The organism is Pseudarthrobacter sp. CCNWLW217 (assembly GCF_037203985.1).
In the GTDB taxonomy this organism is placed as follows: Bacteria; Actinomycetota; Actinomycetes; order Actinomycetales; family Micrococcaceae; genus Arthrobacter.
On sequence record NZ_JBBCBT010000016.1, the window covers coordinates 79,133 to 96,449 of the forward strand.

The window sequence follows — 17,317 nt, forward strand, 5'->3', positions numbered from 1 at the left end:
CTCCCCTTCGGTTGAAAAATCAGTTGGAGAGGAGGTTGTCCAGGTACTTTTTGCTGAGGGCTGCTGCTTCGCGGGGGTCGCCGTCGTAGTTGTCCAGTTCCACCATGAGCCAGCTGTCATACCCGCTTTCGCGGATGGCGGCGATGATGTCCGGGAAGTCCAGCTCACCCTGGCCCAGCGGGAGGAAGGCGAAGGGGTCCTGCTGGAAGTCTTTGAGGTGGACGTGCCGGATACGGTCCGGGTATTTCCGGATGACCGCGGCCGGGTCCGCCCCGCCGGCAGCAAGGTGGGCGGTGTCCGGGCAGAATCCGATCCGGGTGAGCGGCATCAGCTTGTCCAGCTCGTCAGGGCTCTCCACGATGGTGCTCAGATGCGGGTGGTAGCTGGCTGACAGCCCGAAGCTTTCCGCGATATCGGTTACTTGGTTCAGCCCTTCGGCGAGCCGTCGGTAGTCTTCGTCGGTGGTGCCGGCAGCGCGGCGTGCTCCGCCTCCCACCACAAGCCGTTCCGCTCCGAAGCCTGCAGCCAGCTCGGCGGCACGGCGGATCCGGTGCAGCTCGTCCGGAAGGATGTCCGCGTAGATGAAGTTCGCCCCGGTGTAGACGCTTGTCAGTTCGACGCCGGCAGTACTCAGGATTTCCTTGAGTTCTTCGGGCTTTTCCGCGTATTCCGCGAGATTGCCGTCGAACATTTCAACACCCTGGTAGCCCACTGATGCGATGTCCGCGACGGCGTCCCGCATGGATCCGTGGGTCAGGTAGAAAAGGTCCTTCACGCTGGTTACACCTTGGGGGTGGCCGACGACGCCGCCCCAGGTGATGGAACAGTAACCGAGTTTCATTGCTTCTGCCTTTCAGCTGCTAGGGAAGATGTGGGGGTCACGGGTGCTACTTCTTTCGTGCTAGCGCGACGGCCAGGATGATGATTGCGCCGCGGACCACCTGCTGCTGGCTGCTGTCGAGGCCGGCGAGGATCAGTCCGTTGTTGATGAGGCCGATCAGCAGGGCGCCGAAGAGGGTGCCGATGATCGAGCCGAACCCGCCGAAGAGGCTGGTTCCGCCCAGGATGACGGCTGCGATGGCGGATAGCTCATCGCCTGCTCCCCACTGGAACCGGCCGGACTGCAGGCGGCCGGCGTACAGCATGCCGGCAACGCTGGCCACCATGCCCGAGATGAGGAGCACCTGGAATTTGATGCGCCTGGTGTTGATGCCGGTGAACTCGGCCGCGTTGCGGTTGCCGCCCGTGGCGAGGACCTGCCGGCCGAACCTGGTGCGGTTCAGGACGACGGCGCCGATGGCGACGAAGATTGCGCTCCAGACCACCAGGCCGGGAACCGGGCCAAAGTCTCCTGATCCGAACAGCATGTTGAAGGTGTCGTTCAGGATCGGCTGCGGCGCCGAGGCGGTAATCCACTGCGCGACGCCGACGGCGATGCCCAGCATGCCCAGTGTCACCAGGAAGGAGGGGATCCCGAGGAGACTGACCAGCGCACCGTTGACGGAGCCCACCACGAGTCCGACGGCGAGGCCCGCGAGGATGCCGGGGACAATGCCCCACTGTGCCAGCGCCATGGCTGTGCAGACGCTGGAGAGACCGGCCACGGAGCCGACGCTGAGGTCGATTTCCGCGCACGAGATGACGTACGTCATGCCGACGGCGATGACCGTGATGGTGGCCGTCTGCCGGAAGATGTTGAGCAGGTTCTGCGGAGACAGGAAGCCCTGGTCGCGCAGGAGGATGGCGAAGAAGATAAAGACGACGACGAAGCCGATGTAGATGACGTAGCGCCGCCAGTCCAGCTCTTTCAGCTTGGACCCAAAATTGCGGGTTACCGCGGCATCGCGGGGGGTGATGGTGTTGGCGTTGCTCACTGGTCAGACTCCCTGGACTGCAAGTTGAAGATATTCCTCGTCAGCGATCTCGCTGCGGGGGATGTCACGGATGACGGAGCCGTCCTTGAGGACGAGGACGCGGTCGCTGACCGCGAGTAGTTCGGGGTACTCGGACGAGATGACGATGACGGCTTTGCCGGCACTGGCGAGTTCGCGGATCATGTCCAGGATTTCGCTTTTGGTGCCGATGTCGACGCCGGCCGTCGGTTCATCCAGGATGAGGATGTCCGGGTCGGTGCCCAGCCACTTGGCGATGACCACTTTCTGCTGGTTGCCGCCGGAGAGCAGCCGCACCGGACGGTGGGGGTGGGCCACCTTGACCGCGAACTTCTTGATGAGGGACGCCGAAAGTTCCTTGCCTTTGGTGGCGTCCAGCAGCGGTCCGCGCCTGATCTGGCCCAGCAGCGGCAGCAGGAGGTTGTCACGGACCGAATGGTCCAGGACAAGGCCCTGCGCACGCCGGTCCTCGGGGATGAGGGCGATGCCGGCGTCGATGGCTTGTTGCGGTGAGGCTAGGGTGCCCTTTTTCCCCCTGATGAGGATTTCACCGCTGTCACGCCGGTCGATGCCGAACAGTGCGCGCGCGAGTTCGGTGCGCCCGCTCCCCATGAGCCCTGCCAGTCCCAGGATTTCGCCGGGCTGAAGCGTGAAGGAGATGTCCTTCACCCGCCGGCCGACGTTCAGGCCGCGGACCTCCAGCAGGGGCACTCCCCCATCGGCCACGGTGTCCCGTTCGCGGTATGCAAGCTGGCCTTCAATTTTCTTGCCAACAATGCCTTCCACGATCTGTTCTGGGGTCACTGCGCTCAGCGGTTCGGTCAGGAGCTGGCGGCCGTCGCGGAGAATGGTGATCCGGTCCGCGAGCCGGTAGACCTCGTCCATGCGGTGGGAGATGTAGATGATGGAAATGCCGCGCTGCTTGAGCCGGTCAATCAGTTCGAAGAGCGCTTCGGACTCGTGCCGGGCAAGGCTGGCGGTGGGCTCATCCATGATCAGTACCTGGGCGTTCTGCGAGAGTGCCTTGGCAATCTCGGTCAGCTGCCAGTACGCGGTACCCAGCCGGGAGACCTCCGCATGGGGGTCCACATCCACTTCCATCTCGGCGAAGATTTCCTTGGCCCGCCGGGCCGAGGCCTTGTCGTCAATGAACCCGCCCGCGCTGAGGGGCTCGGCGGCAAGGAAAATGTTCTGGGCCACGGTCAGGCTGGGTACCAGGCTGAATTCCTGGAAGACCATGCCGATGCCGGCTGCTTTGGCTTCCTGGATCGAGTTGATGACGGTGGGTTTCCCGCCGATGAGGATCTCGCCCGCGTCCATCTGGTAAACGCCCTGGAGGATCTTCATGAGCGTGGATTTTCCGGCGCCGTTGCCGCCTGCCAAGGCGTGGACTTCGCCCTTCCGGACGTCGAAGCTGACGTCCTTCAGCACGGAGACACCGTTGAAGCCTTTGGAGATCGAACGCATTTCGACGGCATTGTCTGCGGTGTTCATTGTTGCCCTTTCGGGACAGTGCGGGGGCAGGCAGCCCCCGCACCGTCAGGTCTGGCTACTTTTTGTAGGACTCTTGGATGTCCTTGGGAGCGTCCTCGTGGTAGACCTGCTTCCAGGCCTCCAGGACGTTGGAGTGGTCCACCGGCAGTGCGCTCAGCGCCACGTAGGCCGGTGCCTGCTTGCCAATGAGGGCTCCTGCGGCCAGCCGGGCCTCAGTCACGCCCTGGTCGAAGGGAACCTGGGCGCCGAGGCCGACGATGAGCTGGTCCTTGGCCAGGGCGATGGCGACGTTCTTGCCGAGGTCCTCGGTGGCGATCTTCAAGTCCTGCCGGCCCGCGGCGCGGGCGGCAGCCATGACACCTTCTGCCGGCACGTCCCATACCGCCCAGATGCCGGAGAGGTCGGCGTACTTGCTCAGCATGGCGTTGGCGGCTGCCTGCGCATCACCGGCGAAGTCCGGACCCGCGATCCCCTTCTCTTCGACGATCTGGATTTCGGGGTATTCCTTGGTGATCGTCTCCTTGAAGCCCTGGTAGCGCTGCTTGGTCACAAAGAAGTCAGCCTGGTGGAATACAAGCCCGATCTTGCCCTTGCCGCCGATGGCCTTGGCCATCTGGTGTGCGGAGACGACGCCGTTGCCGTAGTTGTCCGCGGAAACGACCGAAACGTAGTCCGTGCCGGCGGTCAGTCCCTGGGGAATGTTGTCCATGAAGACGATCTTGGTTCCGGCGGCCGCGGCCTTCTTGTAGGCCGAGGCGGTGGCCACGGGGTCGGTGGGGATGGACACAATAATGTCCGGGTCCTGCGTCATGACGGTCTCGATGTCCGAGACCTGCTTGTCCGGCTTGAAGTTCGCGTCGGTGGTGGCAATCACCTGGATGCCGAGCTTTTCGAACTCGCTCTTGAGGCCGTTGGTCTGGGCGGTGGCCCAGTCGTTGCCGCCGTAGTGCATCACGATGGCGGCTTTGGCATTGAGTGCCTTGACCTTTTCAATCTCCTCCGGCGTCAGATCTGCAACTGAGGCCGGAGACGGAGATTCACCGTTGGGGCCCTTGCTCAGGACCTGTCCCTTGATCTTGTCGAGGGCCTGCTGGGCCTTCTCGGAAACGCCGGCATCAGGGGCGTTGGAGGTGCTCGCGGTTGAACTGCTGCAGGATGCGACGGAAAGGGACAGAGCTGCGGCCAGGGCCACCAGGGGAAGCCTGCGGATCATCGTTGTTCTCCAGTGCTTTGTATGGAATGGGTGGTGTGGTTGTTTGGGTCAGGCCAGCGCTATGGCGAGGGCAGGGGGAACCGGCGACAGGACAAGGCCGCCTGCGGCCGCGGCCGTGCGGACAGCGGCCGCCTTGTCGGAAGCCTTCACGAAGGCTTCCGCATGGACCTTGTCTACGAAAAGGCCCAGTGAACACGGTCCGTGGTGGGCTTGCACCCACCTGACCGCCTCCCCTGCCGCCTTTGCCATGCCGCCGGCTGCCTCGGCTACTGACCCCTGGATGGTCGTCAGTGACACAGGCGTGCCGGATTGGTCGAGGGAAACAACCAGGCTTGCCCACAGGGTGTTGTCATCGAACACGCCGACAACAGCCGAGGAACCGGCGGGGACAAAAGTGCGGACAGCTGCTCCGAGATCATCAGATGCTGTGCCCGTAAGCAGTACCTCCAGATGTGCCCACTGGGCTTCATCAACGTTCCGAAAGCTGGCCCCGGGATGGAGCGAAAGAGCGGCCGCGATTGTGTCGCTCATCCCGCTCACTCTCCGTCCCGGTTGCCTTCCGTTATCGTTTACGACGCCTCCGTGAACGTTTACGGTAATTAGCGTAAACGCTAACGGAGATAGTGTCAACGATCACGTGGCAGGCTGGTGCGGGGGCAGGGACGTAAGCTTAAGCAGGCTCACAAGCTGTCCCAGGCTCAGCTGGCACAGTGCAGGACAAGGAGAGGCATGGCAGGCATGGCAGTCCGCCGGGAGGGCAATGACGGGCCTCCGGCAACGCCGTCGCGCAGGAAACCCACCATCAACGATGTGGCGCAGCTGGCCGGCGTCTCCTTTGGCACTGTCTCGCGGGTCCTGAACGACGCGCCCGACGTCAGCGCCTCAACCCGCGAACGCGTCCTCCAGATCATCAAGGACATCGGCTACCGGCGGAACCGGGCGGCCACGGCACTGGTTACCAGCCGCTCGACGTCCATCGGCATACTTTCCGACGGCTCGCCCCGGTTCGGCCCGGTGGGAACGCTCCTGGCGCTGGAAAACGTGGCGCGGAAGAAGGGCTACGCCGCAACGGTCATCAGCGTTGAGAAACCTTATGAGGAGTCTGTCCAAGCCGCCCTCGACAGCCTGGACGATACCGGCGTGGGAGGGATCATCGTCATCGCGCCGGTTGTTGATATGGCTGCAGCAGTCTGGAACGCCACATGCCGCGTACCGGTGGAGATGATCGCTGCCGGAGCCTCCTCAACTCCCAATGTCTTCACCTACTCCGAAAACCAGGAGCTCGGAGCCAGGCTTGCCACCCAGCACCTCATAGACCTGGGCCATACGGACATCGCCCATATTGCCGGTTCCATGGACTGGTTCGATGGACGGGTCCGCAAGCGCGGCTGGGAAGCGACGCTGCGGGATGCAGGACTGGAGCCGGGGCTTTGCGTCGAAGGTGACTGGAGCCCCAAGTGGGCCTACGAAACGGGTCTCCGGCTGGTACGCGAGGAAAAGGTTCCGCAGGCCATTTTTGCCGCCAGCGACCACACCGCGCTGGGGCTGATCCGCGCTTTCACCGAAAACGGCATCCGGGTTCCGGACGATGTCAGCATCGTCGGATTTGACGATGTTGAGGGGTCGGATTATTTCCTGCCTCCCCTGACCACCGTGCGCCAGGACTTCAACGCGCTGGCGCTGATGAGCACCGAGGTGCTCCTCGGTGCCATGGAGGGACGGGACGTGGACCGCACCCCCATTCCGCCCACCCTGGTGGTGCGCGACAGCGCCCGCCCGGCAGCCTTCCGCAAGTAGAAACCTGCAGAGGCTTCCACCAGGAAGAATCAGGACGGACGACGGCCCAGCCAGCAACCCACACTTGTCCAACACACGCGTCAGACGTTGCACTAGGCTGGAATCCCCGGACCGACCCCCGGACCACCCACAAGCAAGCGAGGCATATCGTGCACCAGGACGCCGCCCGGTTCCTGTCTCAGCCGGTGGCCGCCCAGCCCGGCGCTCCTCTTCGCGTCGCGGTGTACTCGCGGATCGCCGCAGCCATCCGCAACGGCCTGCTCACGCCCGGGTCCATGATCCCCACCGAAACCGAACTCGGCACGGACATGAAGGTCAGCCGCACGGTGGTCCGCGAGGCCCTTATGCTGCTCGAGGAGGACGGGCTCATCAGGGCGCGGCGCGGCGTCGGGCGATTCGTCTCGGACACGCTCCCCCGCATCGGCATCGAGCGCATCCAGCCGTTCGAGGACGTCCTCGGCAGCCCCGGGCAGCAGGTGGAGGTCAAACGCACGCAGGTGGTCCGGCAGGCGGCCTCCGAATTCGTCGCCCCCGGCATCGGCGTGGAGCCCGGCACCGACTGCTGGCTCTGGGAATCGGTCCTGATCCGCGACGGCGAGGCGATCGCCCACCTGCAGGAAAACGTCACCGCCCAGCCGGTCAGCGTTGGCAAGGGTGCCGCGGCGCCCCTTGAGATAGAGCACGACGGCGGCGCCACCTTGCTTGCCGCGCTCAACAAGCAGCTGGGCCGGCTGGCCGGACCGGGCGAGTGCCAGATCAGCCTCAGCCAGGTGGGACCCAGCCGGGCTAAGCTGCTGGACCTGCGCGCGTCGGACCCGGTGCTGGTCCTGACGCAGTACGTGCGGAACGGCAACCGGCCCTTCTATCTGGCCAAGTGCCTAGTGTCGGCACGGGCCGGCCACCTCTCGGTGATGCAGCAGTTCCAGTCCTAAACCCACCCGCGACGCGGAGTTGCCCGGCAGCTACCTGGATTTCAGGAACCTGAATGCTTCATGCCTAAGCAACTTCATGCTCTTAAGTGTTCGATATGCGAACATTTGTGCGTTCACTGAACTTTCCGTTATCCTCGTCGACGGATCGTATGCCGCGCATCACATCTGCTGATGAGGCTGTAAGTCGCGGCGTGCACCTATCCCTTTCCCTGATCAATGAGGATTACATGAGTACTTCACCCTCCATCCGCAGGTCCCAGTGGCCCGTGTGGCTTTGCTGGCTGGCCATGATCCTGGACGGCTTTGACCTGGTGGTGCTTGGCACCGTCATTCCCACACTCATTAAGACCGGCGAACTTGGTTTCGACGCGGTCGGCGCCACCCTGGTTGCCACCATCTCCCTCGTCGGCGTCGGCCTCGGCGCGCTCTTTATCGCCCCGCTGTCAGACCGCTTCGGGCGCCGCAAACTGATGGTTGCCTGCGTGCTCTGGTTCTCGATCTTCACCCTCGCGGTGGCGTGGGCGCCCAACGTGGCGATGTTCGGCGTCTTCCGCTTCCTGGCCGGAGTCGGACTGGGCGCCTGCCTTCCGGTGGCCCTCGCCTACATGAACGACTACGCACCGGCGGGATCCGCAGGAAAATCCACCACCCGCACCATGACCGGCTACCACGTCGGGGCTGTGGCAACTGCTTTCCTGGCGCTGATGGTCATCCCGGACTGGCGCACGATGTTCGTCGTCGGAGGCGTCGCCGGCCTTGTCCTGCTGCCGTTCCTGTGGTTCAAGCTGCCCGAGACCCTGCCCGCTGCAGAGACCGCCGAGAAGCAGGAACAGACCGGGTTCCGGGACCTGGTGAAGAAGCCCTACCCCCTGGTTGCCGCGGCCATCGCCGCCGCCTCTTTCATGGGGCTGCTGCTCGTCTATGGCCTGAACACCTGGCTTCCGCAGCTCATGGCATCCGCTGGTTACCCTGTCAGCGCCGGCCTTTCCCTGCTTCTGGTGCTGAACCTGGGCGCCGTAGCCGGCCTAATTATCGCCGGCATCCTGGCGGACAAGCACGGCACCAAACCCATCGTGCTGCTCTGGTTCGGCCTCTCCGCGGCCTGCCTTGCCCTGCTGAGCATCAAGGTTGAGAACGCCGTCTTGCTCAACGCCCTCGTCTTCGTCACCGGGGTGTTTGTCTTCAGTTCCCAGGTGCTCGTTTACGCCTGGGTGAGCCAGCTGTTCCCGGCCCGCCTGCGCGCCACGGCCCTCGGGTTCGCTGCCGGCGTGGGCCGCGTCGGCGCCATCGCCGGACCTGCGGTGACGGGCGGGCTGGTCGCCGCCGGCATCGCCTATCCCTGGGGTTTTTACGTCTTCGCAGCAGCCGGCGCCCTCGCGGTGCTGGCCCTAGTGGCGGTCCCGCACGCCGTTGCGAACACCACCCGGCCGGTCCCGGAGCACGTGAGCTGAACGACCGTTGCCCGGCTCGTCCCTGCGGACGTGCCGGGCAACGGCTCTCCCCACCGCAGGAGGGCGTCAGGCGGCGGAGCCCGCTGAGGCGAGTCCCGCCGTCGTGCCCTCAAAGAAGCCAAGCAGCGTCTCCACCAGGTGTGGGGCAAAGTCCTCTTCCAGCGCGAGGACCACACGGCACCGCGCGCCCTTCACCGGCGGGTAGCCCGCGTACAGCCCGCGCAGGTCGCAAACGGTCTGCCCGCGGCCCGGCCCGTCGGAAGTGTCGACGGCGGCCCGCACCACGGGTGCAACAGCCGCCTGCACCGCGCCAACAGCGAGCGCCGCAGCCAGGGGATCGTGCATGGCGGAACAGGGCCGCCCGAAGATGCCCTCGTAGAACCGGAAGTAGTAGCCCAGCATCTCCCCCAGCGCCTGCGGCACCGGCGCGGAGGACGTCAGCAGCGCCTGCCGGTGCGGCTCCTCCAGCACCGAGGCCATGGTCACGTCCAGCGGAACCAGCGTGACATCCCAGCCGGCCGCCAGCACCAGGGCGGCGGCCTCGGGGTCGTTGTGGATGTTGGCCTCGGCCACCGGCGAGATGTTACCGGGGGACAGGGCCGCGCCGCCCATGATGGTGACCGAGTCCACCAGCGCGGGCAGGTCCGGTTCCAGCCGGAGGGCCTCGGCGATGTTGGTCAGTGGGCCGACGGCCAGCACCCGCAGCGTTCCCGGATACGCATGGGCGAGCCGGACCAGCATCTCCGCCGCTGACTCAGACGCAAGCCCGGCAGACGCCGTCGTCAGCTGCACCCCGCCGATGCCGTTGTCCCCGTGCACCCACGGCGCCCCTCCCCCGAACTGCCCGGCCAGCGGATGGTGCGCGCCGAGCGCCACGGGAATGTGCGTGTGGCCGGCGAGCTGGAGCAGGTCCAGGGTGTTGCGGGCGCCGACGGCGGCACTGACGTTGCCGCTGACGGTCCCGATCCCCACAACGTCGGCCGTGGGCGCGGCGAGAAGGTAGGCCAGGGCGAGGGCGTCGTCGATTCCGGTGTCGCAGTCCAGGTAGAACGGGTGGCTGGTGGTGGTCATGGCGGTGTTTATCTTTCCTTTGAGGGTGGGGTTGGTCAGAGGGTCTCGCCCTTGGGGGCGGCGACGAAGAGGCTGACGATGAACGCGGCGGCCGTGATGGCCACCGAAATCCAGAGGGCGGCGGCGTACCCGGCGGCGGTGGCCTGCGCTGCGAACGGCGCCACGAGCACGACGCCGAGGCTCGCCCCGATGCCGAAGGAGGCACCGTTGATGCCGGGCAGGGCAGCCGGGGCTTCCTTGGGTGACAGCAGCACCGAGAGCCCGTTGATGGCGGTGAGGAAAAAGCCGTTGTAGAAGATGCCCAGGGCCGCGACGGCAATCAGCACCGCCACCTGGTTCTCGGAGAAAGTGGCCGCAACAATGGCGCAGGCCAGGCTCAGGCCGGTGCCGATCCGGAGGGTTTTGATCCAGCCGCGGCGGTCGGCCAGCCAGCCGGCAAGGGGTGCGGCGAAGACGCCGATGAGCGCGGCCGGAGTGAGGAACAGGAGCGCGGAGACGGACGCGGTCAGGCCGAAGCCGGCGCCGGCGTCCTGGCTGAGAAGCACCACGGTGAAGTTGATGATGGCGAAGATGCCGGCCAGGGTGAGGACGGTGGTGGCGATGACCGGCCAGACCTGGCGGGAGCGCAGGTGGTGGACGGCGATCAGCGGGTGGCTGCGCTTCTTTTCGATGATCCAGAAGGCGGCGAAGGACGCGATGGTGCCGGCCAGCAGGGCCAGGGTGCTCGGTGCTGTCCAGCCGGCGGCCGAGCCGCCGGAGACGAAGTAGGTGATGAAGACCAGGAACACGGACAGGGATCCGGCGCCCCACCAGTCCATGGCGCCGCGCACTCCGGCAGGGCGTCCGGCCGGGACGATCCTGATGATGCAGGCCGCGGCGATGGCCGTGAGGACCAGGACCACGACGAAGATGGACCGGAAGCCGAGGGTCTCGGCCATCAGCCCGCCCACGTAGCCGTCCACGCCGCCCACTCCCCCGTTGATGGCGGCGATGATGCCCACCGAGGTGCCGAAGACTTTGGCCTGCAGGTTTTCGCTGAGCACGATGTAGGCGAGGGCGAAGACGGCGCTGGAGACGCCCTGCAGGAACCGGCCCGTGATGAGCAGCGGCAGGGTGGGGGCGGTGATGCAGAGGATGGTGCCGGCGCCCATGATGCCGAGAACCAGGAGCAGGGCGGCGCGGCGGCCGATGAAATCGCTCCACCGGCCGATCACCGGCCCGGCGATGGCGCCGGCCAGGAAGAACATGGACTGGACGGGGGCGGCGCTGTCCGCACCTTGGCCGAAGCTGGCGGCGATCTGCGGCAGCGCGGGGGTGACCATGCTGGCGTTGAGCTGGAAGGACAGCACGCCCAGCAGCAGGGTGGAGATCAACAGGGCGGCGCGGCTGCCGGCCAAGGCGGGCTGTTCCGCGGTAACCGGCGGGGAGGCGGTGACCGGGGTGGGGGTGTTCACATCAAACTCCTTTGTTCGAACGGGGATGCGCCGGAATGGCGATTCGAGTTGTTATACAACCATGTATGACGCACAAGTACAACCATGGCGTACACTATTTCCTAATCCGGCCGCTTCCGGCTTCCCCTCGAGAGAGACTTCCCATGAGCAATCCATTTCCTGCCGTCACCGTCGTCGGCAGCATCAACCTGGACCTGATCGCCACCGCCGAAAGGCTCCCGACGGCGGGCGAAACCATCGGCGGCGCCGTGCTGTCCGAGCAGCCCGGAGGCAAGGGCGCCAACCAGGCCGCGGCTGCCGCGCGGCTGGGAGGCAGCGCCCGGATGGTGGGTGCGGTGGGCAGTGACGCCCAGGGGCAGCGGATGCTGGACGCCCTGGCGGGTGCCGGCGTCGGCACCGCTGACGTGGCGGTCCTTCCGGGGGCCACCGGGACCGCGCTGATTGTGGTGGACCGCGACGGCGAAAACCAGATTGTGGTGTGCCCGGGTGCCAACTCGCACCTGTCCCTGGACGGGGTGGAGTTCGGCCCGGAGGAGACGGTGCTGTGCCAGCTGGAGGTGGGCCTGCCGGTGGTGCTGGAGGCGGCCCGGAAGACTCCGGGGTATTTTGTGCTGAACGCCGCTCCGGCCATGGACCTGCCGGCCGAGCTGCTGGAGCGGTGCGACCTGGTGATCGTCAACGAAAGCGAATACGCCCTGATCCCCGCCCTCGAGTCGGCCAAACTCGTGGCCGTGACGTTCGGCGGGGACGGCTCCGCGATGTTCCAGCACGGCCGGAAGGTGGCCGAGGCGCCGTCGGCCGCCGTGACGGTGGCAAACACCGTGGGCGCGGGGGACGCGTTCTGCGCCGCCCTGGTCCTGGCGCTGCGCCAGGGGCTGGACTATGCGCGGGCACTGGCCGTGGCCAACGCGGTGGGCGGCGACGCCGTGGGCGATCCTTCATCGCAGCCGGATTTGGCACAGCTGGGCCACTACGTGGACCGGACTGCCGCAACCGGCGGCGCGCGGTGAGCGTCGCGCTCCGGCGGGCGGCGCCGTCGGACTTTCCGGAGGTCCGGCGCATCACGCGCGATGCCTACCTCCGGGCCGGGCATTTCGCCGCGGACCACCCGTACATGGGCGTGCTGGAGGATGTGGAGCACCGCGCCGAGCATGCGCAGGTGTGGGTGGCGGAGGCCGGCGGGCGGGTGGTGGCGGCGGTGACGCTGACGTTCGCCGGCCAGCCGTACAGTGAAATCGCCGCGGACGGGGAGCTGGAGTTCCGGATGCTGGCGGTGGACCCGGCGTGCCAGGGCGGCGGCGTGGGCCGCGCCGTGGTCCGCAGGATCGTGGATCACGCCCAGCAGCTGCCCGGCATCGGGGCGATCAGCATCACCAGCGCCACGTTCATGGAACGGGCGCACGGGCTCTATGAGTCGCTGGGCTTCCGGCGGGCGCCCGAGCGGGACTGGTACGTGCCGGGCGAGGACGTGCTGCTGTGGGTGTTCACGCTCCAACTCGAGGGGGCCACGGTCCCTCTTCGGGAGATCCAGCCCTCCCCTTAATGGCGGCCACGTCCGTAAAATGGACCATGGTGGTAATTTTCTCCGCGATCGGACTCCTGTTGTGGATTGCCGTCCTGTTTGCCGCGATGGTCCTGTTCGGCATCATCTGGACGGGCCGCAAGCTGATTCTCTGGGCGATGGACCTGAAGCCCCTGCCCGCCGGGCACGGAACCCGGCCAAAAGCGGTGGCCAGGCCCGCCGTGGCCAGCGGACGGAACGTGCAGCGCGCGCCCTCCCCGCCGGGAGTCGCCCGCGTCCAGAACCGGCCGCCCGCGCAAGCAGAGCCCGCGTCCGGGATCTGGCCGAAGTGGAGCCCGTCGCACAGGCTTTACAAGGCCCGCGAGCTGTCCCTGTGGCAGGAGCAGTTCGACGCCCTGGACTCCCGCTGCTAGGTCCGGGGGCAGGGGTTCAGCTGGCCGGTTTCCCGGCGGATCCCCCGGCGCGGCCTCTGCGCCGGAGGACGAGCCGTGCGGTGACGGCTGCAATGAGGCCCGCGAGGGTCACCAGCTGCACTTCGTCAAAGGACAGCCCGTCAATGTTCGGCTGCAGCTCCTCCTCGGTGGCCCAGCCGAACCAGGCTTCGCTGACCAGGATCCCCGCCACGAAATAGGCCAGGGCCGAATAGAGCCAGAGCCAGCGGGCCACGTGCCAGCCGACGATCAGCTGCGCCACCAGGCCGAAGGCCAGCGACATGGCCGCCAGCAGTGCCAATCCGCCGATTCCCAAGTCCCAGCTGCTCACGCCAGCCACCTCCCTGCTCCCCCTTTTGCGATCCAGCCTCCCCAGCCGGAACCAAGGCAGGGAAGGGGCGAAGGTCCCCGCTGCTGCCGGGTCCTGCGCGCGGGGCAACACCCTGAAACGGACGACGGCGGCTGAGGGCTACTCGGCGATGTCCTCCGCCCACAGCTCCGGGTTGTCGGCCTGGAAGGTGCGCATCATGTCCACGCAGCGCTGATCCTCCAGGACCACAACCTCAACCGCGCGTGACCGCAGGAGCTCCAGTTCGCCGTCGAACGTGCGTGCCTCCCCCACCACCACGCGGGGGATTTTGAACTGGATGATGGTTCCGGCGCACATGGCGCAGGGGGCGAGGGTGGTGTACAGCGTGGTGTCCCGGTAGCTTTTCGGTGCTGTCCAGTGCGGGCTCCGCGGATTCGTGCTGTTCGTGGGTATGGCGCCATTGTTGGACGCGGCTCCGCCCAGATTCGGACCACCTGCGGCTTATCCGTCCGCTCGGTGGATACGAAAACTGGGCAAAAACTGAGCTGAACCTGGGGCGCCGGCCTGCGCCAGGCCAATAAGATTTCCTGGACATCCGGGGCCAAGGGCTACCGGCGCAGCGACATAGGGGGAATCAATGCCGGAACTCGGCCGCATCTACTGGACCCGGCAGGGGCTTCGCCTGGCGTACTCAGCGGTGATGATTTGGCTCGCTGTCGCGGTGATGTCGGCGCTCACGGCCAAGGCAGCACCGGCTACCGGAGCTGGTCCGTCCGCCGCCGCAGGGGTGCTGCGCGGCATGGTGGAGGGCGTTGCCGCCGCGGTTGCGCTCCCCGGCGTGGCCGCCGTCGTGCTGGGTATTGCCGCCGCCGTCATCACCGGCCGGGACGTCCGGCGCCGGGATCCTGTACGCCGTTTCACGCGCCAACAGCGCCGCGAAGGGATGGCCCGCGCGGACGGGCTGTGCGAGCTGGAAGCCGGGTTCGGGCGCCGCTGCGCCCGCCCGGCCGAGCACGGCGACCACTTTTACCCGTGGTCCAAGGGCGGTTCCACCAGTCTGCAGAATTTCGTTGCGGCCTGTGCCAGGTGCAACCGGGCAAAGCGTGCCCGGATCCCGTCGCCGGGCCAGCAGCGCCGGATGGAACGACGACGGCGGGAGCACCTGCCGCCGACGGCCTCCGTCAGCGTGGGCGAACGGCAGCCGCTGCCCTGATGCAGGGCTCTAACAGGGTGTTCGCGGTCAGCCCGCCCCTGTGGTGTTGCGCCTGTTACCGCCCGTTCTCCCCAACCTTGGTAAGCGTGAAGACCCCGTAGCGCATGGCTGCTGTGCGGTAGGCCAGGATCATGCGCGGGATGCCCAGAAACGAGCTGCGGTTGCGTGCGCCAAGGGCAATCCGCCGTGTCCCGCGGTCGGTGAGCAAGGCCTTCACAAGCCGGCCGGCGCAGATCGGCCAGGTGCGGGCGACCCGGCGGCTGACATCCTCATAGCCGGTGACCGCAAAGCCAGCCTGCCTTGCCATCTCCTCATACTCCTCGCGCGTGCCCATCGAGGGCAGGCGCCCTTCGCGGCAGATCGGCTCGAGCAGGTGGCGGACCTTCCATCCGCTGGCGCCGGTCTCGGCGAGCCACGCGCAAATGACGAAGCGGCCGCCGGGCGAGAGCACGCGGTGTGCCTCGGCGAAGAACCGGGGCTTATCGACCATGTGCTCGCTCGACTCGATCGCCCAGGCGGCATCGGCCGAGGCATCGGCCAGCCCGTTGTCCAGCCAGTCGCGGACCTGGATGTCTACCTCCGGTGTGGCATGCGCGGCGGCGTAGCGGGCCTGCTCAGTCGAAAGCGTGAAGCCGGTGACGCGGACCCCGCGCGTCACAGCGAGCCGCCTTGCGGTGGAGCCGTAGCCGCAGCCGATGTCGACGCACGCCTGGCCGGGCCTGAGGCCCAGCCTGTCGCCGACCGTATCCACGAGCGCCTCGACGGCCTCGCCGGGTGTCTCGCGGCCCGTCGTCCACAGCCCGTGATGGACATGCTCGCCCCACACCCTGCGGTAAAGGGGATCGAGCTCGTCGTAGTGATCCGCGACCGCCACGGCGTTCTGGGAGGTTTCGGGGACGATCACGCCATGACACTACAACGGCGCTCCAAAGCGAAGGAAGGGGAGGAACGATGGCGGAACTTGCGTCCCGCCGTCGTCCCAACTGTCCCGCATCACTGCGCCTTGTTTCCCACGTTGCCTATCGGGCTAAGTCCTGTCCACAGGGCTGTCGCCCCGGGGCTTTTCGGCCGACCAGAACAACGCTTCCCACCTCTGGTCGCTCATTGCTGCCGGTCGGTACGATAAGCCATGACCAGCCAGGATCCAATGGAATTCCTTCGTCAGACACATCAACGCCGTAGCGAACAGGAACTTGAGCTAGCCGCCAAAGTCTTGGACAAATACAAGGCGCTGCAAGAGGCTGAGCAGGTGTTGTACCAAGCCAGACGGCGCTACAGCGAGTCCTTCAAAAACGCCACCCGGGGCCAGTGGAAGGCGCAGGAACTACGGGATGCAGGATTTCCGACGCCTAAAGTCTCCGTCCTCAAGCGGAGGATGGATTACCGTCTGCCCATGACGCCACCAGCTGAGCCCGGCCCTAACGACGTAACGCTGGAGACTCCGAAGGCCTGATCCGATGAAGCTCTGCACCTGCCCCTACGGGTGCACCAGCACCTTCACCGCGGTGTCCTTGTGGTTGATCAGGGTGTCGAAGCCCTGCTCCACCAGGTTCTCCAGCGCGATCCGGCCGGTGATAAACGGCTTGAGATCCACCTTGTCCTCCTGCACCATCTTGATGACAGCGGGGTGGTCGCGGACGTAAGCGATGGCGCCGCGCAGGTCGATCTCCTTGAGCACCAGCTTCTGCATATCCACAGTGGCGGGCGCGCCCCAGATGGACACGTTGACCACCACGGCGCCGGGCCGGACGGCGTCGAGCTTGGTGTCCAGCACCGCGTTCACGCCGGCGCATTCGAACGAGACGTCGGCCCCCGTCCCGCCGGTGAGCGCCCGCACCCGCTCCGGCACGTTCTCCTGACTCGGGTCCAGAACATGGTCCGCCACCCCGCTGGAGGTGGCCTTCTCCTTCCGCGCCTGCGTGAGCTCGCTGATGATCGTGGTCACCCCCCATGCCCTTCAGGACCCCGGCGGTGAGCAGCCCGATCGGACCCGACCCGCCCACCAGCGCCGTGTCGCCCGCCTTCACGTCGCTGCGCGCCACCGCGTGGTGCGCCACGGACAGCGGCTCGATCAGCGCCGCCTATCCAGCGGGATGTCCCCAACGGGGTGCACCCACCGCTGGTCCACCACGATCTTCTCGCTCAGCCCTCCCCCGCCGCCGGAGAGCCCGATGAACCCCATCTTGCGGCACAGGTGGTAGCTGCCGGCCTGGCACATGTCGCAGTCGCCGTCCAGGAAATAGGGTTCGACGACGACGTTCTCACCAACTTCCAGCCCCTCCACGCCTGCGCCCACGTCCGAGACAGTCCCGGAGAATTCGTGCCCCCGAGGGTCACCGGGGAGTCCTCGTGGGACAGCGGGTGCGGGTGGCCGGGCGCCGGACAGAAGATGGGCCCCTCCAGGTATTCGTGCAGGTCGGTGCCGGGATGCCGCACCACGCGACGTCGATCTTCACCGCCCCGGCGCGAAGTTCCGGCTCCGGGATGTCCTCGATACGGATGCCTTGCGGGCGTGGAATCGTGCTGCCTTCATGATG

At 66.6% G+C, this 17,317-nt stretch carries 17 protein-coding genes and 2 pseudogenes; 8 read left to right on the forward strand and 11 right to left on the reverse strand.

The window, feature by feature from the left end; genetic code table 11:
* Positions 1-19: 19 nt before the first annotated feature.
* The 5 genes from V9L18_RS17420 to V9L18_RS17440 are packed head-to-tail and all read right to left on the reverse strand — an operon-like array spanning position 20 to position 5,130.
* On the reverse strand, positions 20-841 hold the full coding sequence (locus tag V9L18_RS17420) for a sugar phosphate isomerase/epimerase family protein (RefSeq protein ID WP_337348419.1): 822 nt from the start codon (positions 839-841) through the stop codon (positions 20-22).
* Positions 842-887: 46 nt separating this feature from the next.
* Positions 888-1,874: an ABC transporter permease gene (locus V9L18_RS17425; RefSeq protein ID WP_337348420.1), complete on the reverse strand. Its 987-nt coding sequence runs from the start codon at positions 1,872-1,874 to the stop codon at positions 888-890.
* Positions 1,875-1,877: 3 nt separating this feature from the next.
* Positions 1,878-3,386 carry a sugar ABC transporter ATP-binding protein gene (locus tag V9L18_RS17430; RefSeq protein WP_337348421.1) on the reverse strand — a complete coding sequence of 503 codons (1,509 nt, stop codon included), beginning with the start codon at positions 3,384-3,386 and terminating at the stop codon, positions 1,878-1,880.
* Positions 3,387-3,441: 55 nt separating this feature from the next.
* Complete coding sequence (locus tag V9L18_RS17435) at positions 3,442-4,599, reverse strand: substrate-binding domain-containing protein (protein WP_337348422.1); 1,158 nt, start codon at positions 4,597-4,599, stop codon at positions 3,442-3,444.
* Between the two features lie 48 nt (positions 4,600-4,647).
* Positions 4,648-5,130, reverse strand: coding sequence for a hypothetical protein (locus tag V9L18_RS17440; protein ID WP_337348423.1), 483 nt, complete (start codon positions 5,128-5,130; stop codon positions 4,648-4,650).
* Between the two features lie 198 nt (positions 5,131-5,328).
* Between V9L18_RS17440 and V9L18_RS17445 the strand changes: the two genes are divergently transcribed.
* From V9L18_RS17445 to V9L18_RS17455, 3 genes are all read left to right on the forward strand, one after another.
* On the forward strand, positions 5,329-6,396 hold the full coding sequence (locus V9L18_RS17445) for a LacI family DNA-binding transcriptional regulator (protein WP_337348424.1): 1,068 nt from the start codon (positions 5,329-5,331) through the stop codon (positions 6,394-6,396).
* A gap of 149 nt (positions 6,397-6,545) precedes the next feature.
* Entirely contained in the window at positions 6,546-7,328 is a 783-nt protein-coding gene (locus tag V9L18_RS17450) for a GntR family transcriptional regulator (RefSeq protein WP_337348425.1), read from the forward strand.
* A gap of 227 nt (positions 7,329-7,555) precedes the next feature.
* Entirely contained in the window at positions 7,556-8,779 is a 1,224-nt protein-coding gene (locus V9L18_RS17455; RefSeq protein WP_337348426.1) for an MFS transporter, read from the forward strand.
* Between the two features lie 66 nt (positions 8,780-8,845).
* On the opposite strand, the gene V9L18_RS17460 is transcribed toward V9L18_RS17455, so the two are convergent.
* The gene (locus V9L18_RS17460) at positions 8,846-9,850 is read right to left on the reverse strand and encodes a nucleoside hydrolase (RefSeq protein ID WP_337348427.1); all 1,005 of its coding nucleotides are present in this window, start codon (positions 9,848-9,850) and stop codon (positions 8,846-8,848) included.
* A gap of 35 nt (positions 9,851-9,885) precedes the next feature.
* A complete protein-coding gene (locus V9L18_RS17465) occupies positions 9,886-11,304 on the reverse strand; it encodes an MFS transporter (RefSeq protein ID WP_443197970.1) in 1,419 nt (472 codons plus the stop codon).
* Positions 11,305-11,447: 143 nt separating this feature from the next.
* Between V9L18_RS17465 and V9L18_RS17470 the strand changes: the two genes are divergently transcribed.
* The 3 genes from V9L18_RS17470 to V9L18_RS17480 are packed head-to-tail and all read left to right on the forward strand — an operon-like array spanning position 11,448 to position 13,239.
* On the forward strand, positions 11,448-12,314 hold the full coding sequence (locus V9L18_RS17470) for a ribokinase (RefSeq protein WP_337348428.1): 867 nt from the start codon (positions 11,448-11,450) through the stop codon (positions 12,312-12,314).
* Positions 12,311-12,847 carry a GNAT family N-acetyltransferase gene (locus V9L18_RS17475; protein WP_337348429.1) on the forward strand — a complete coding sequence of 179 codons (537 nt, stop codon included), beginning with the start codon at positions 12,311-12,313 and terminating at the stop codon, positions 12,845-12,847. The genes V9L18_RS17470 and V9L18_RS17475 overlap by 4 nt, the downstream gene beginning before the upstream one ends.
* A gap of 26 nt (positions 12,848-12,873) precedes the next feature.
* Positions 12,874-13,239, forward strand: coding sequence for a hypothetical protein (locus tag V9L18_RS17480; RefSeq protein WP_337348430.1), 366 nt, complete (start codon positions 12,874-12,876; stop codon positions 13,237-13,239).
* 16 nt (positions 13,240-13,255) lie between these two features.
* Here the strand turns inward: V9L18_RS17480 and V9L18_RS17485 are convergent, their stop codons facing one another.
* Together V9L18_RS17485 and V9L18_RS17490 are read right to left on the reverse strand one after the other, a co-directional pair.
* Positions 13,256-13,588 carry a hypothetical protein gene (locus tag V9L18_RS17485; RefSeq protein ID WP_337348431.1) on the reverse strand — a complete coding sequence of 111 codons (333 nt, stop codon included), beginning with the start codon at positions 13,586-13,588 and terminating at the stop codon, positions 13,256-13,258.
* A gap of 138 nt (positions 13,589-13,726) precedes the next feature.
* A pseudogene (locus V9L18_RS17490) lies at positions 13,727-13,972 on the reverse strand (deaminase); the annotation flags it as partial.
* A 232-nt stretch (positions 13,973-14,204) separates the two neighbouring features.
* On the opposite strand from V9L18_RS17490, the gene V9L18_RS17495 reads away from it, so the two are divergent.
* Positions 14,205-14,780 (forward strand): HNH endonuclease, encoded by a 576-nt coding sequence (locus V9L18_RS17495; RefSeq protein WP_337348432.1) that lies wholly within the window; start codon positions 14,205-14,207, stop codon positions 14,778-14,780.
* A 55-nt stretch (positions 14,781-14,835) separates the two neighbouring features.
* Here the strand turns inward: V9L18_RS17495 and V9L18_RS17500 are convergent, their stop codons facing one another.
* The gene (locus V9L18_RS17500) at positions 14,836-15,684 is read right to left on the reverse strand and encodes a class I SAM-dependent methyltransferase (RefSeq protein WP_337348433.1); all 849 of its coding nucleotides are present in this window, start codon (positions 15,682-15,684) and stop codon (positions 14,836-14,838) included.
* 225 nt (positions 15,685-15,909) lie between these two features.
* Between V9L18_RS17500 and V9L18_RS17505 the strand changes: the two genes are divergently transcribed.
* Positions 15,910-16,233 carry a hypothetical protein gene (locus tag V9L18_RS17505; RefSeq protein WP_337348434.1) on the forward strand — a complete coding sequence of 108 codons (324 nt, stop codon included), beginning with the start codon at positions 15,910-15,912 and terminating at the stop codon, positions 16,231-16,233.
* A 24-nt stretch (positions 16,234-16,257) separates the two neighbouring features.
* On the opposite strand, the pseudogene V9L18_RS17510 reads toward V9L18_RS17505, so the two are convergent.
* Positions 16,258-17,313 (reverse strand): annotated as a pseudogene (locus tag V9L18_RS17510) (2,3-butanediol dehydrogenase).
* Positions 17,314-17,317 lie beyond the last annotated feature (4 nt).